The sequence below is a fragment of the Amycolatopsis sacchari genome, assembly GCF_900114035.1.
Classification (GTDB): Bacteria; Actinomycetota; Actinomycetes; order Mycobacteriales; family Pseudonocardiaceae; genus Amycolatopsis_E; species Amycolatopsis_E sacchari.
This window is the reverse complement of record NZ_FORP01000003.1, coordinates 80,520-94,938: the sequence shown is the minus strand read 5'-3', so window position 1 is coordinate 94,938 and position 14,419 is coordinate 80,520. Positions and strand designations below refer to the sequence as shown.

The window sequence follows — 14,419 nt, the reverse complement described above, 5'->3', positions numbered from 1 at the left end:
GAAATGTCGATCTTCCTCGATTCCAGCAGCAAGATCATCGTTCAGGGCATCACCGGGTCCGAGGGCACCAAGCACGCGACCAAGATGCTGCAGGCCGGCTCCAACATCGTCGGTGGCGTCAACGCCCGCAAGGCCGGGCAGACGGTCACCATCGCCGGCAAGGACCTCACCGTGTTCGGCACGGTCGAGGAGGCCATGAAGGAGACCGGCGCCGACGTGTCGGTCATCTTCGTGCCGCCGAAGTTCGCCAAGGACGCGGTCATCGAGGCCATCGACGCCGAGATCCCGCTCGCCGTGGTGATCACCGAGGGCATCCCGGTGCACGACTCGGCCTACTTCTGGGCCCACGCCGTCGCCAAGGGCAACAAGACCCGCATCATCGGCCCGAACTGCCCCGGCGTCATCTCGCCCGGCAAGTCGAACGCCGGCATCATCCCGGCCAACATCACCGGCCCCGGCAAGATCGGCCTGGTGTCGAAGTCGGGCACGCTGACGTACCAGATGATGTACGAGCTGCGTGACATCGGCTTCTCCACGGCCGTCGGCATCGGTGGTGACCCGATCATCGGCACCACCCACATCGACGCGCTGGAGGCCTTCCAGGCCGACCCGGAGACCGAGGTCATCGTCATGATCGGTGAGATCGGTGGCGACGCCGAGGAGCGGGCCGCGGCCTACATCAAGGAGAACGTGACCAAGCCGGTCGTCGGCTACGTCGCGGGCTTCACCGCGCCCGAGGGCAAGACCATGGGTCACGCGGGTGCGATCGTGTCCGGCTCGGCCGGCACCGCGCAGGCGAAGAAGGAGGCCCTCGAGGCCGCGGGCGTCAAGGTCGGCAAGACGCCGTCCGAGACCGCCGCGCTGGCCAGGGAGCTGTACGAGAACCTGCACTGACCCGAGCACGGTCCGTGGAAACGGCCGGGTCCCCGTCGCGGGGCCCGGCCGTTGCGCTGCCCGGGTTCACAGCGAACTCGACGCAACCGTTTGCCGCGGTGGCACGTCGGATAGCCGAGGGATGGGCCGGACGCCCCCGGTGCGCTAGCGTTTCCGGACATATCGGCCACCCCACCTTTCGGGCAACACGACAGGAGAGCACGGAATGACCTTCCCCAGCGGTGGGCCGGGCTACCCCCAGCAGGGTGGCGGCGCACAACCGAACCCCCAGCCTCCGGGCCCTGGAGGCTTCCCCCACCAGCAGCAGGGCGGGGCGAACCTGTCGGCGGTCAACCTGCCCGTGATCCTCACGCTCGCCATGCTGGTGCTCGGCGTCGTCAGCTACTTCCTCGGTTTCTCGGACGAGGCCAGCGGCTCCGGCCAGGCACTGCTGTTCCTGCTGGTCGGCGGCCTGCTGGCGGGCCTGTCGCTGCTGCCGCGCGCGCCGAAGGTGCTGCCGTTCGCGGTCCTGTTCAGCGTGCTCGGCGGGCTGTACGCGATCCTCTCGGTGGTCCAGGTGCCCTCCGGCGGCGAAACCCCGGGGATCATGACGGTGATCCTGATCCTGGGGCTGTTGCAGCTGCTCGTCGCGGTGGCGGTGCTGCTCGTCGAGTACAACGTGGTCAAGCTGCCGACGCCCGGCCCGCGGCCCCAGTACCAGCCCTACGGCCAGCCCGGCCCGTACGGCCAGGGCCCGGAGAAGCAGGGCGGCCCGCAGGGCACGCAGTTCGCCCCGCCGGTGGCGCCGCAGTCGACGGTCTACGCCCCGCAGCAGGGCCAGTTCTACCAGCCGCAGCAGCCGGAGACCGGCCAGCAGCCCCAGCAGCCCGGCACCGGCACGCCGCCCGGCGGCTTCGGCAACCAGGGCTGAACGACCAGCGAGAAGGGCACCTCGGGGCGGTTTCGAGGTGCCCTTTCGAGCATCCTGGAACAGCACCCCACCGGGTGACGTGTGCGCGGGGACACGCCTCCTGGGCGGCGTGCCTCACCCGACCGGCGCAAACCGGATGCGAGGGTGCGAGACATGCAGCTGCTCACCCCGCGTCCTCCCGCCGAGGAAGAGGTGACCGGCCTGCGCGCGACGGGTGAGCTGAGCGGCGCCACGCGGACGAAGATCGTGTTCGCGGCGGCCTTCGGGCCGCTGGTCGCCGGGTACGCCCTCGTCGTCGCGCTCTTCGCGCTGGTCACCGCGCTCGCGTCGCTCTCGCACTTCTCCGTGCTCGGCGTGCTGCGTGCCGCCGGTCCCGGACTGCTCGCCGCCTACCAGGTCCCGGTCACCGTCACCGGCGGCACCCTGGGCGTCCTGCCGCTGCTCGGCACCGCGGTCGTGGGCACGTTCGTCGCCGGGTCGGCCGCGCACGCCGCCGGGCGGCTCGGTTACCGCGAGCCGGGGCAGGCCGTCAACGTGGTCGCCCCGATCGCGGCGACGCACGCCCTCGCGGGCATCACCATCGCGCTCACCGTCGGCAGCGTGCGCGTCAACGTCGAGCCGCTCACCGCGTTCCTCGTGCCGGGGTTCGTCTCCGCCCTGTGTGCGACGGCGGGTGTCGCGAAGCGGTGCGGGATCCTCGCCGCGGCCCGCGACCACCTCGACCCGCTCGCGCTGCGCGGGCTGCGCGCGGGGGCGCTGGGCCTGGCCGGGCTCCTCGGCGTGGGCGCCGTGGTCTACACGGTCACGCTGGGCGTTTCGGTGCGGACGGTGGGGCACCTGTTCGCGGCGAACGCGCCCGGTTTCGGCAGCGGCGCCGGGATGCTGCTGCTGTCCATCGGTTACCTGCCCAACGCCGTGATCGCGACCCTGTCCTTCGTCGCGGGGCCCGGGTTCTCGATCGGCTCGGTCTCGCTCACCCCGTTCAGCTACCGCGGTGGCACGCTGCCCGGTCTGCCGCTGCTCGCGAACATGCCGGAGCACGCCGCGCGCTGGTGGCCCGCGTTGCTGGTGCTGCCCGCCGCGGTGGGGGTGCTGGTCGGGTGGTCGTTGCGGCGCAGCGACGAGGACCCGCGGGCGCGGCTGCGCACGGTCGGCATCGCGGGTGCCCTCATCGGGTTCGGCTGCGTCCTGCTGGGCACGCTCGCCGGCGGGCAGCTGGGGCACGGGCCGTTCAACCCGGTGTCCGTGCCGGTCGGGCTGCTGTCGGTGGCCGCGTTCGGCTGGATCGCCGTGCCCGGCGGCCTGGTCGCGTGGCTCGCGGGACCGCGCCGTCCGGCGCCCGCACCTGAACCGGTGGTGGTGGAGGAGCCCGAGCCGGAGGCCGAGTCCCAGGACGAAGCCGACGAGCAGCGGGAGCCCGACACGGTCGAGGAGCCGGACGACACCGAAGACACCGAAGACACCGCGGCCGTCGAGGACACCGAAGACACCGAAGACACCGCGGACGTCGAGGACTCTGAAGACACCGAAACCGCCGAGGATGCCGAGGATGCCGAGGAGCCCGCTCAGGCCTCCGACGAGGCGAAAGAGCCCGGCAGCTAGTCTGGGGGAGTAACACCACCAGGCGAAGGAGAGGCGTTGGAGTCCAGTCGAGTGGACCTGCCCACGCCGGTGAAGGTGGTCGTGCTCGCGTCCGGGTCCGGCACGCTGATGCAGGCGCTCATCGAGGCGACGCGACGTCCGGGCTACCCGGCGAAGGTGGTCGCCGTCGGCACGGACCGCGACGGCGCCGAAGCGCTGGCGAAGGCCGAGCGCGCCGGAGTGCCCCACTTCACCGTGCGGGTGAGCGACCACCCCGACCGCGCGGCGTGGGACAAGGCGCTCACCGAAGCGGTCGCCGCCTACCGGCCCGACCTCGTGGTGTCCGCGGGTTTCCTGAAGCTGCTGGGGCCGAGCTTCCTCGACCGGTTCGCGAACCGGGTGATCAACACGCATCCCGCGCTGCTGCCGTCGTTCCCCGGCATGCACGCGGTCGCCGACGCGCTGGCCATGGGGGTCAAGGTGACCGGCTCCACGGTGCACTTCGTGGACGCGGGCATGGACACCGGGCCGATCATCGCGCAGGAGGCCGTCGAGGTCGGCAGCGACGACGACGAGGCCGGGCTGCACGAGCGGATCAAGGTGGTCGAGCGGCGGCTGCTCGTCGAGGTGGTCGAGCGGCTGGGCCGCGGTGGGTGCACTGTGGACGGACGAAAGGTGAGTTTCCGGTGACAGGACGGCGGGCGGTCAAGCGGGCCCTGATCGGTGTTTCGGACAAGTCGGGTCTGCTGGAACTCGGCACCGGCCTGCACGCGGCCGGCGTGGAGATCGTGTCCACCGGCGGCACGGCCAAGGCGCTGGCCGACGCCGGGGTGCCGGTGACGCCGGTCGAGCAGGTCACCGGGTTCCCGGAGTCCTTCGACGGCCGCGTGAAGACGCTGCACCCGCGCGTGCACGCCGGGCTGCTGGCCGACCGGAACCGCCCCGAGCACGTCGAGCAGCTGCGTGAGCTGGACATCGCGCCGTTCGACCTGCTGGTGGTCAACCTGTACCCGTTCCGCGAGACCGTCGCGTCGGGCGCGAGCCCCGAGGACTGCGTCGAGAACATCGACATCGGCGGGCCCGCGATGGTCCGCGCCGCGGCGAAGAACCACGGCAGCGTCGCCGTCGTGGTCGACCCGTCGCGGTACGACTGGGTGCTCGAGCGCGTGCGTGACGGCGGGTTCGACTTCGAGGACCGCAAGCGCCTCGCGGCGCAGGCCTTCGCGCACACCGCGAGCTACGACATGGCCGTCTCGGCGTGGTTCGCCAACGCGTACGCGCCCGCCGACGACTCCGGGTTCCCCGACGTCACCGGCGCGACGTGGGAGCGCGGCGAGATCCTGCGCTACGGCGAGAACCCACACCAGAAGGCCGCGGTGTACAAGCACTGGCGGGACGGGCTGGCGCACGCCGAGCAGCTGCACGGCAAGGCCATGTCCTACAACAACTACGTCGACACCGACGCCGCGCGCCGCGCCGCCGCCGACTTCGCCGAGCCCGCCGTCGCGATCATCAAGCACGCGAACCCGTGCGGGATCGCCGTCGGCGCGGACATCGCCGAGGCGCACCGGAAGGCGCACGCGTGCGACCCGGTGTCGGCCTACGGCGGGGTGATCGCGAGCAACCGGGCGATCACGCTGGAGGCCGCGGAGCAGATCGCCGAGGTGTTCACCGAGGTGGTGCTCGCGCCGTCGTTCGACGACGACGCGCTGGAAGTGCTGCGGCGCAAGAAGAACATCCGCCTGCTGCGGCTGCCGGAGCTGCGCAACCCCGATCCGATCGAGTTCCGGCCGATCTCCGGCGGCATGCTCGTGCAGACCGTGGACCGCATCGACGCTCCCGGTGACGACCCGGCCAACTGGACGCTGGCGACCGGTGAGGCGGCCGACGAGGAGACACTCGCCGACCTGGAGTTCGCCTGGCGGGCCCTGCGTTCGGTGAAGTCGAACGCGATCCTGCTGGCGAACGACCGCGCCACGGTCGGCGTCGGGATGGGCCAGGTCAACCGCGTCGACTCGTCACGGCTGGCGGTGCAGCGGGCCGGTGAGCGGGCGAAGGGCTCGGTCGCGGCGTCGGACGCGTTCTTCCCGTTCCCGGACGGGCTCGAGGTGCTGCTGGAGGCCGGGGTCCGCGCGGTCGTCCAGCCCGGCGGTTCGATCCGCGACACGGAGGTCATCGCGGCGGCCGAGGAGGCCGGCGTGACCCTGTACCTGACGGGAACGCGCCACTTCACGCACTGACCCGGTTTCCCTGACCGCCCACGCCCGGTTCCCGTCCGGGCGTGGGCGGTTTTGTGTTGTGCGGAAAGGAAAGCAGGCCCGTTTTCCCTCGGTCGGGTTAGCTGGTTCCGCCGTGGCTTGACAGGGGTCGGGAGGGGCGGCAGACTGGCCCTAGTCGAACTGGTGTTCGAGTCGCCGTCTTCCCCACGGTGGCTCTCCACCCTCGCACGACGCGAGGGCTGGGTGCTCGTGGGGAGGTGAAGTGCGATGCCGGTGGCAAGCGTGGCCGACGGGGTGGCCGCGGAGTCCGCCGATCGCCCGGCGGTGAGGCAGTCCGCTCCGGGGGCGGCTGCCGACCCGCGAACCCGTGCCACGGTACGGCGCCCGGGTGAGGCCGAGTCGTGGGACAGCTCGGCTTCGTCCGATGTGGACCTGGCTACCGATCCAGGCCGCGCGGCGCGGCGGCCTGGTGCGGTGACCGCTGAGCCGTGGGGCGGCTCGGCGGTCAAGTCCACAGTGGATCTTCCTGCGGAGGCGCGGGGTGCCCGGTCCGCTGTGGGGCTGTCCGCCGAGTCGGGCGGTGAGGTCGAGCGGTGCGGCGTGGTGCCTGCCGAACCGCGGGGTGCCCGGTCGGCGGCGGAGCGGTCCGCCGACCAGGACCGCCCGACTCGGCGGACAGTCGAACCGTGGGGTGATGAGGTCGCGGAGTTGGGCCTTCCAGTGCCACAGTGGGGAAGTGTGACACCGGAGTCCACAGTGGACTGTTCTGTGGGGGTGCGGGGTGCTCGGCCCGCTGATCCGCAGGACCGGCCACCTCTGCCCGACCACGAGGCGGGTGACGGGGCGGTCACTGAGCCCCGGAGCCACCCGGACGCCCACCTGTACTCGCCTCACCCGCACCCAGCTGGCGCTCGCTCGGCTGCCGTGCATCCGCACCCGCCTGGCGTTCCCTCGCACTCGGCCGACGTGCACTTGCACCCGGCTGGCGCTCGCCCGGTTGGCGTGCATCCGCACCCGCCTGGCGTTCCCTCGCACTCGGCCGACGTGCACTTGCACCCGGCTGGCGCTCGCCCGGTTGGCGTGCATCCGCACCCGCCTGGCGTTCCCTCGCACTCGCCCGACGTGTACTCGCACCCAGCTGGCGTGCATCCGCATCCGTCCAACGGGCATCCGCGCTCGGCTGCCGCTTCCTCGCACCCGACCCATGTGCACCCGCACCCATCCGGTGCGCACCTGCCTGCCGCGCCTCCGCACCCGGCCGACGTGCACCCGCACCCATCCGACCCGCACACGCGCCAACCCGATGCGGAAAAGAGCACCAGCCCACGCTCGGGCCTCGCCGTGGTGCCGTCTCCCAGGGGCAGGAACCGGACGGCGGCGGAGCTGGCGGCGCTGCCCGGCGTCAGCACGGCGAGCGGGGTGGCCGACGCGGCGGCGCGGGCGCAGGTCACCGGGCGGCTGCTGCCCGTCCGGCCGGACCTGCGTGACCTGCTGCCCGGCGGCGGCCTCCGGCGGGGCGGCACCGTGGCCGTGCACGGCTCCACGTCGCTGCTGCTCGCGTTGCTGGCCGAGGCCACCGCGACCGGGTCGTGGGCGGCCGCGGTGGGGATGCCGAACCTCGGGCTGGTCGCGGCGGAAGAACTCGGGGTGGAGGTCGGCAGGCTGGCGCTGGTGCCCCGGCCGGGGGTGGAGATCGCCTCGGTGGCCGCAGCGCTGCTCGACGGTGTCGACCTGGTCGCAGTCGCCCCGGGCGGTGTGGCTCCCTCGGTGGCGCGCAGGCTCTCCGCCCGTGCGCGACACCGGGGAGCCGTGCTGCTGTCGCTGGGCCCGTGGCCGGGCGCTGAGCTGGAACTCACCTGCGTCACCGCCCAGTGGACGGGGCTCGATTCCGGCGCGGGCCACCTCCGCAGCCGCCGGCTCGAAGTCCGGGTCTCGGGCCGCGGTGCGGCGGCCAGGGCGCGGCACGCTGAACTGACGCTGCCCGGCGCCGCCCTCGAGCGGGTGGAGCCGTTCGTCGTGCAGTGGGCCGCGGAGGAGGTCGGATGACCGCCTGTCTGGGAACTGGCCCTGCCTGGCATCACCCTCGAGTGGGTGGAGCCGCAGCGGGCCGTGGTGTGGCGGCACACCGAACTGGCCATGCCTGGCGCCGCCCCTGGGGTGGAGCTGCTCGCGGTGCAGCGGGCCGCGGAGGAAGTCGGATGACCGTCGCCTGTCTGGGAAGTGGCCCTGCCTGGCATCACCCTCGAGTGGGTGGAGCCGCAGCGGGCCGTGGTGTGGCGGCACGCCGAAGTGGCCCTGCCTGGCGCCACCCTCGAGCGGGTGGCGCGGCAGCGGACCGCCGTGCGGCGGCCAGAGCGCGGCGCGCCGAACTGCCCCTGCCCAACACCATCCCCGGGCGGGTGTGGACAGCGGAGGACGTCGGATGACCACCCCCGTCCGGATGCTCGTCGTGTGGTGTCCCGACTGGCCCGCGGTCGCGGCGGCGCTCGCGGCGGGGGTGCCCGCGCACCTGCCCGCCGCGGTGTTCGCCGCCAACCGGGTCGTCGCCTGCTCCGCCGTCGCTCGCACTGCCGGGGTGCGCCGCGGCATGCGGCGGCGGGAAGCGCAGTCCCGCTGCCCCGAACTGACGGTCTTCGCCACCGACGAAGGGCGTGACGCGCGGCTGTTCGAACCCGTCGCGGCGGCCGTCGAGGAACTGGTCGTCGGCGTGGAGGTGGTGCGGCCGGGGCTCGTCGCGGTCCCCGCCGACGGGGCCGCCGGCTACTTCGGCGGTGAGCAGGCGCTGGCCGAACTCCTCCTCGACCAGGTGTCCACCCGCGCCGGGGTGGAGTGCCAGATCGGCATCGCCGACGGGCTGTTCGCCGCGACGCTCGCCGCGCACCGGTCGGCCATCGTCGACCGCGGGGCGGCCAAGGAGTTCCTCGCCCCACTGGGCGTCCACGAACTCGACCAGCCGGACGCCGACCGCGCCGAACTCGTGGACCTCCTGCGGCGACTGGGATTGCGCACCCTCGGCGCCTTCGCCGCGCTCACCGAGCGCGACGTGGTGTCCCGGTTCGGCCACCCCGGCCTGCTCGCGCACCGCCTCGCCAACGGCCGCGTCGAACGCCCGCCCCACCGGCGCCGCCCACCGCCGGAGCTGTCCGTGCCCGAGGAGTTCGACCCACCGCTGGACCGCGTCGACGCCGCCGCGTTCATGGCGCGCACCCTCGCCGAACGGTTCCACGCCGGGCTCGCCGCGCACGGCCTGGCCTGCACGCGGCTGGGCATCTACGCCACCACCGAGCACGGCCAGGAACTCAGCCGGGTGTGGCGCTGCGCCGAACCCCTGACGCCACAAGGGATCGCCGACCGCGTCCGCTGGCAGTTCGAAGGCTGGCTGCGGGCCGACGAGCGGGACCGGCCCACGGCCGGTGTCGTGCGGCTGCGGCTGGAACCGGAGGAAACCGTCGAAGGGCGGTCACTCCAGCTCGGCCTCTGGCGCGGCGGCTCGCCCGGCATGTCCGGCGAGCAGGACGAGAAAGCGGGCCGCGCACTGGTCCGGGTGCAGGGGCTGCTGGGCCCGGACAGCGTGTTCACCGCGGTCCTCGACGGCGGCCGCGGCCCCGCCGAACGGGTCCGGCTGGTGCCGTGGGGTGACCAGCGGGCCACCACGAGCCCACCGGACGCCACCTGGCCCGGCCGCCTGCCGGAGCCGTCCCCGGCGACGGTGCTCGCCACGCCCACACCCGCCAAGGTGCGGGACGCCTCGGGCGAGGAGGTCGCCCTCACCCCGCGGCGAAGGCTCACCGCACCACCCGCCGAGGTGGTCCTGCCCGGCGGGGGCGGCCCGCGCCCGGTGCTGGACTGGGCCGGGCCGTGGCGGGTCGAACCGCGGTGGGGTGGCACGGGCGGGTGCACGCGCATCCAGGTGCTGCTGGCGGGCGAACCGGAACTGGCGCTGCTGCTGACCCGAACCGACGAAGAAAGTCCGAAGTGGACAGTTGAAGGAGTGTACGACTGATGGACGACGAGTTTCTCCGCAGCGTGCGGCAATGGCTGGTGCGAGCGGAACTCCGGCGGATGGAACAGGCGCTGGAGCAGGACGAGCCCCTCATCCCGCTGCCCCGGACCCCGCAGGACTGAAAAAGCATGGGCTGGAACAACCCCGTCGTCCCGTGGCGGAACCTGGAACGGACGCTGAACGGCGACCCGGTCCCACTCGACGGCGGCGATTCCCCCGCGTGGAGCCGAAAACGCGAGGGCTACCTGAAACCGGCCGACTTCCCGGCCCGCCGGGCGGACGACCTGTCCGGCGGCCGGAAGCGCGTGCCCTACGCCGAGCTGCACTGCCACTCCAACTTCAGCTTCCTCGACGGCGCGAGCGACCCCGAGGAGCTGGTGGAACAGGCCGCGCGGCTGGAGCTGGACGCGATCGCGCTCACCGACCACGACGGCATGTACGGCGTGGTCCGCTTCGCCGACGCGGCGAGGGAACTGGGCGTGCGCACGGTGTTCGGCACCGAGCTGAGCTTCGGGCTTTCCGGCCCGCAGAACGGGATTCCCGACCCCGAGGGCGAGCACCTCCTCCTGCTGGCCAAGCAGACCGACGGGTACGCGGCGCTGTGCCGGGCGATCACCGCGGGTCAGCTGCACGGCCACGACGTCGAACTGCCCAAGGCGGAACGCGCCGAGAAGGGCCGCCCGGTGTACGACCTGGAGGCCGTGGCTTCCGAGGTGCACGGCAAGGTCGTGGTGCTCACCGGCTGCCGCAAGGGTCCCGTGCGCCGCGCGCTGCACCGGGAGGGGCCCGCCGGTGCGGCGAGGGAGATCCGCCGCCTGATGGACCTGTTCGGCAGGGAGCAGGTGTTCGTCGAACTGCTCGACCACGGCCACCCCGGGGACAGCACGCACAACGACGTCCTCGCCGCGGTCGCCGAGCGGCTGGGGGTGCTGACGGTGGCGACCAACGCGGTGCACTACGCCACCCCGGGCCGGGACCGGCTCGCCGGGGCCATGGCGGCCATCCGGGCCCGCCGCAGCATCGACGAGCTGGAGGGCTGGCTGCCCGCCGCCGGCACGGCCTTCCTGCACTCCGGCGCCGAGATGGCGGAACGCTTCGCCCGCTACCCCGGCGCGGTGCAACGCGCCGCGTTGCTGGGCCTGGAATGCGCGTTCGACCTGAAGCTGATGGCGCCGAAACTGCCGCCGTTCGACATCCCCGAGGGGTACACCGAGGCGAAGTTCCTGCGGGAGAAGGTGTTCGAGGGCGCGCGGAAGGAGTACGGCACCCGAAAGGAACGCCCGGACGCGTACGCGCAGATCGACCACGAGCTGGAGATCATCGAGCGGCTGGGGTTCCCCGGCTACTTCCTCATCGTCTGGGACATCGCGAAGTTCTGCCGCGAGGAGGGAATCCTGTGCCAGGGCCGGGGTTCTGCCGCGAACTCCGCGGTCTGCTACGCGCTGGGCATCACGAAGGTCGACTCGGTGAAGTGGCACCTGCTGTTCGAACGGTTCCTCGCCCCCGACCGCGACGGCTACCCCGACATCGACCTCGACATCGAGTCCGACCGGCGTGAGGAGGTCATCCAGTACGTCTACGCCAAGCACGGGCGGCTGCGGGCGGCACAGGTGGCGAACGTGATCACCTACCGCGCCAAGTCCGCCGTGCGCGACGCGGCACGCGCGCTCGGCTACTCGCCGGGGCAGCAGGACGCGTGGAGCAAGCAGATCGACCGCTGGGGCCCGCTGCGGACCACCAAGGACGACCACGACCACGACATCCCCGCGCCGGTGCTGGAACTGGCGGGCGCGCTGGAGGACTTCCCGCGCCACCTCGGCATCCACTCCGGCGGCATGGTGATCTGCGACCGCCCGGTGAGCGAGGTGTGCCCGATCGAGTGGGCCCGCATGGAGAACCGCAGCGTGCTGCAGTGGGAGAAGGACGACTGCGCGTCCGCGGGGCTGGTCAAGTTCGACCTGCTCGGGCTGGGCATGCTCTCCGCGCTGCGGTACATGATCGAGCTGGTGCGCGACCACAAGGGCATCGAGGTCGAACTCGGCAAGCTCGACCTGGAGGACGCCAACATCTACGAGATGCTGCAGCGGGCCGACGCCGTCGGGGTGTTCCAGGTGGAGAGCCGGGCGCAGATGGCGACGCTGCCGCGGCTCAAGCCCACGGAGTTCTACGACCTGGCGATCGAGGTGGCCCTCATCCGCCCCGGCCCCATCCAGGGCGGCTCGGTGCACCCCTACATCCGGCGCCGGAAGGAGGGACGGGAACGGGAGGAGTGGTACGACCACCCGCTGCTGAAGAACGCGCTCGGCAAGACCAAGGGCGTGCCGCTGTTCCAGGAACAGCTGATGCAGATCGCGCTGGACCTCGCCGACTTCACCGCCGCCGAGGCCGACGAGCTGCGGCACGCCATGGGCGCCAAGCGGTCCACGAAGAAGATGGAGCGGCTGCGCCGCCGGTTCTACGACGGCGCGGCGAAGAAGGGCATCGGCGAGGAGCTCGCCGGACGCATCTTCGAGAAGATGAAGGCGTTCTCCAACTTCGGGTTCCCCGAGAGCCACGCGCTGAGCTTCGCGTACCTCGTGTTCGCCAGCGCGTACTTCAAGTACTACCACCCGGACGCGTTCTGCGCGGGCCTGCTGCGGGCGCAGCCGATGGGGTTCTACTCGCCGCAGTCCCTCGTCGCCGACGCGCGGCGGCACGGGGTCACCGTGCACGGCCCGGACGTCAACGCCAGCGAACCGCACGCCACGCTCGAACCCCACGGTGACGGGCACGCGGTGCGCGCAGGGCTCGGGACCGTGCGGCTGATCGGGCAGGCGCTGGCCGAAAAACTGGTCGAGGAAAGGAAAAACGGCGGGCCGTACCAGCACATGGCGGACGTGGCGCGGCGCGTGCGGCTGACCAGACCGCAGGTCGAGGCACTCGCGACGGCGGGTGCGTTCGGCTGCTTCCCGGAGATCGGCGGGGACCGGCGCCGGGCGTTGTGGGCGGCCGGGGCGGTGGCCGAGGAACGGCCGGAGAAGCTGCCGGGCAGCGTCGTCGGCACGGACGCGCCCGCATTGCCGGGCATGGACGAAGTGGACCTGGCGGTCGCCGACGTGTGGGCCACCGGCATGTCCCCCGGCAGCTTCCCCACGGAGTTCATCCGCGACCGGCTCGACGCGCTGGGCGTGGTGCCGGCGGCGAAGCTGGCCGACGTCGAAAGCGGCAAACGGGTGCTCATCGGCGGGGCGGTCACCCACCGGCAGCGCCCGGCGACGGCGGGCGGCATCACGTTCCTCAACATCGAGGACGAGACGGGCATGGTGAACGTCATCTGCACGGCCGGGCTGTGGCACCGCTACCACCGGATCGCGCGGGGCAGCCCGGCGCTGCTGATCCGCGGGGTCGTGGAGCGGGCGGACGGGGTGGTGAGCGTCCTGGCCGACCGCCTGCAGCACCTGCCGATGCGGATCCCGTCGAAGTCGCGGGATTTCCGGTGAGCTCAGGACATCCGGAACGTGAAGTACTCGACGCGCCGGCCCTCCCGGGTCAGTTCCTGGCTCGCGACGACCTCCGTGGTGAAGCCCGCCTCGTCGGCCAGCCGCCGCAGGAACGGCAAATCACCGCTGGTGCCGAAGAAGACGAGCAGGCGGCCGCGATCGGTCAGGTGGGCGCGGGCGCCCGCGAAGAAGGCCCTGAGCGCGCGGTAGTCCTCGTCGGTGATCGCGGCCTCGAACAGGTCGCGTGGCGCGAACCAGCGGAACGGCGGGTCGAACACGATGAGGTCGAACCGGCCCTCGACGGCCTCGAACACGTCGCTCCGCAGCACGGTGATCCGGTCGCCGACGCCGTTGCGCTCGGCGTTCTCCCGGGCGGCGGCCAGCGCGTGCGGGTTGATGTCCACGGCCACCACGTCCTGAGACTTCGACGCGGCGAGGATCGCGTTGACCCCGCTGCCGGTGCCCACGTCGAGCACGCGGTCGTCCTCGCGGACCTCCTCCAGCACCGCGTCGCCGAGCAGCGCGGACGTGCCGGAGATCGGCATCACCTCCGGCGGCACGACGATCGTGTGGCCGAGGTAGGAGAAGGTGCGTGGCGTGTCGCTGCGGATGCCCTCGTTGGCCTCTTCGTGCCAGCGGTGGATCCGGTCGACGTCCTCGGGGGACAGCATCGGCTCGTGGGCCATGTCCCCGATTGTGGCAGGCTCCGGGCATGGACGAAGCCGAAATCGGGGAGGACTACCGGGACGCGGTGCTGCCGGGGGCGCGCTGGGAGAAGCGGCGGTTCGTGCGCTGCGACTTCAGCGAGGCGGACCTGCGGGGGCTCGTCACGCAGGGCTGCACGTTCGACGAGTGCGACTTCACGCGTGCCGACCTCGGGGAGTCGCGGCACGAGACGTCGGCGTTCCGGTCCTGCACCTTCGACCGGACGGTGCTCGCCTCGGTCTCGTGGCGTGGCTGCTCCCTGCTCGGGTCGTCCTTTGTGGACTGCCGCATGCGGTCGATTTCGGCGCGGGACACCGACTTCACCCTCGTCAGCCTCGGCCGCGCGGACCTGCGCAAGCTCGACCTGTCGGGGCTGCGGTTCCGCGAGGCGAACCTCGTCGAGTCGAACCTGACCGGTGTGAACCTGCGTGACGCGGACCTGCGGGGCGCGCGGCTGCTCGGCACCGACTTCTCGGACGCGGACCTGCGGGGCGCCAAACTCGACGCGAACGGGTTCGTCCAGGCGAAGTTCAGCGGCGCGCGGATCGATGTCGACATGGCGATCACGTTCGCGGCCGCGCACGGACTCGTGGTGTCGTAACGGAAAACGGCCGGCTCCCCGGGTGGG

11 protein-coding genes are annotated in these 14,419 nt (G+C 72.4%); 10 read left to right on the top strand and 1 reads right to left on the bottom strand.

Annotation, left to right across the window (positions count from 1 at the left end):
* Positions 1 to 3: 3 nt before the first annotated feature.
* From sucD to BMZ92_RS07115, 9 genes are all read left to right on the top strand, one after another.
* The gene (gene sucD, locus BMZ92_RS07150) at positions 4 to 894 is read left to right on the top strand and encodes a succinate--CoA ligase subunit alpha (RefSeq protein ID WP_091504942.1); all 891 of its coding nucleotides are present in this window, start codon (positions 4 to 6) and stop codon (positions 892 to 894) included.
* Positions 895 to 1,099: 205 nt separating this feature from the next.
* Complete coding sequence (locus BMZ92_RS07145; RefSeq protein ID WP_091504941.1) at positions 1,100 to 1,804, top strand: DUF5336 domain-containing protein; 705 nt, start codon at positions 1,100 to 1,102, stop codon at positions 1,802 to 1,804.
* Between the two features lie 153 nt (positions 1,805 to 1,957).
* Complete coding sequence (locus BMZ92_RS07140) at positions 1,958 to 3,406, top strand: cell division protein PerM (RefSeq protein ID WP_143249814.1); 1,449 nt, start codon at positions 1,958 to 1,960, stop codon at positions 3,404 to 3,406.
* Positions 3,407 to 3,457: 51 nt separating this feature from the next.
* Positions 3,458 to 4,075 (top strand): phosphoribosylglycinamide formyltransferase, encoded by a 618-nt coding sequence (gene purN / locus BMZ92_RS07135; RefSeq protein ID WP_091504940.1) that lies wholly within the window; start codon positions 3,458 to 3,460, stop codon positions 4,073 to 4,075.
* The gene (gene purH / locus BMZ92_RS07130; protein WP_091504939.1) at positions 4,072 to 5,625 is read left to right on the top strand and encodes a bifunctional phosphoribosylaminoimidazolecarboxamide formyltransferase/IMP cyclohydrolase; all 1,554 of its coding nucleotides are present in this window, start codon (positions 4,072 to 4,074) and stop codon (positions 5,623 to 5,625) included. Before purN ends, purH begins: the two co-directional genes overlap by 4 nt.
* Positions 5,626 to 6,948: 1,323 nt before the next feature.
* Positions 6,949 to 7,650 carry a hypothetical protein gene (locus tag BMZ92_RS07125; protein WP_091505197.1) on the top strand — a complete coding sequence of 234 codons (702 nt, stop codon included), beginning with the start codon at positions 6,949 to 6,951 and terminating at the stop codon, positions 7,648 to 7,650.
* Between the two features lie 394 nt (positions 7,651 to 8,044).
* Positions 8,045 to 9,607, top strand: a complete 1,563-nt coding sequence (locus BMZ92_RS07120; protein WP_091505196.1) for a DNA polymerase Y family protein — start codon at positions 8,045 to 8,047, stop codon at positions 9,605 to 9,607.
* Positions 9,607 to 9,729 (top strand): hypothetical protein, encoded by a 123-nt coding sequence (locus tag BMZ92_RS38555; protein ID WP_281245150.1) that lies wholly within the window; start codon positions 9,607 to 9,609, stop codon positions 9,727 to 9,729. The genes BMZ92_RS07120 and BMZ92_RS38555 overlap by 1 nt, the downstream gene beginning before the upstream one ends.
* 6 nt (positions 9,730 to 9,735) lie before the next feature.
* On the top strand, positions 9,736 to 13,086 hold the full coding sequence (locus BMZ92_RS07115; protein WP_091504938.1) for an error-prone DNA polymerase: 3,351 nt from the start codon (positions 9,736 to 9,738) through the stop codon (positions 13,084 to 13,086).
* A gap of 2 nt (positions 13,087 to 13,088) precedes the next feature.
* On the opposite strand, the gene BMZ92_RS07110 is transcribed toward BMZ92_RS07115, so the two are convergent.
* Positions 13,089 to 13,772: a methyltransferase gene (locus BMZ92_RS07110; protein ID WP_245782944.1), complete on the bottom strand. Its 684-nt coding sequence runs from the start codon at positions 13,770 to 13,772 to the stop codon at positions 13,089 to 13,091.
* A gap of 26 nt (positions 13,773 to 13,798) precedes the next feature.
* Here BMZ92_RS07110 and BMZ92_RS07105 point away from each other — a divergent pair, with 26 nt between their 5' ends.
* A complete protein-coding gene (locus tag BMZ92_RS07105) occupies positions 13,799 to 14,392 on the top strand; it encodes a pentapeptide repeat-containing protein (protein WP_091504937.1) in 594 nt (197 codons plus the stop codon).
* Positions 14,393 to 14,419: the final 27 nt, after the last annotated feature.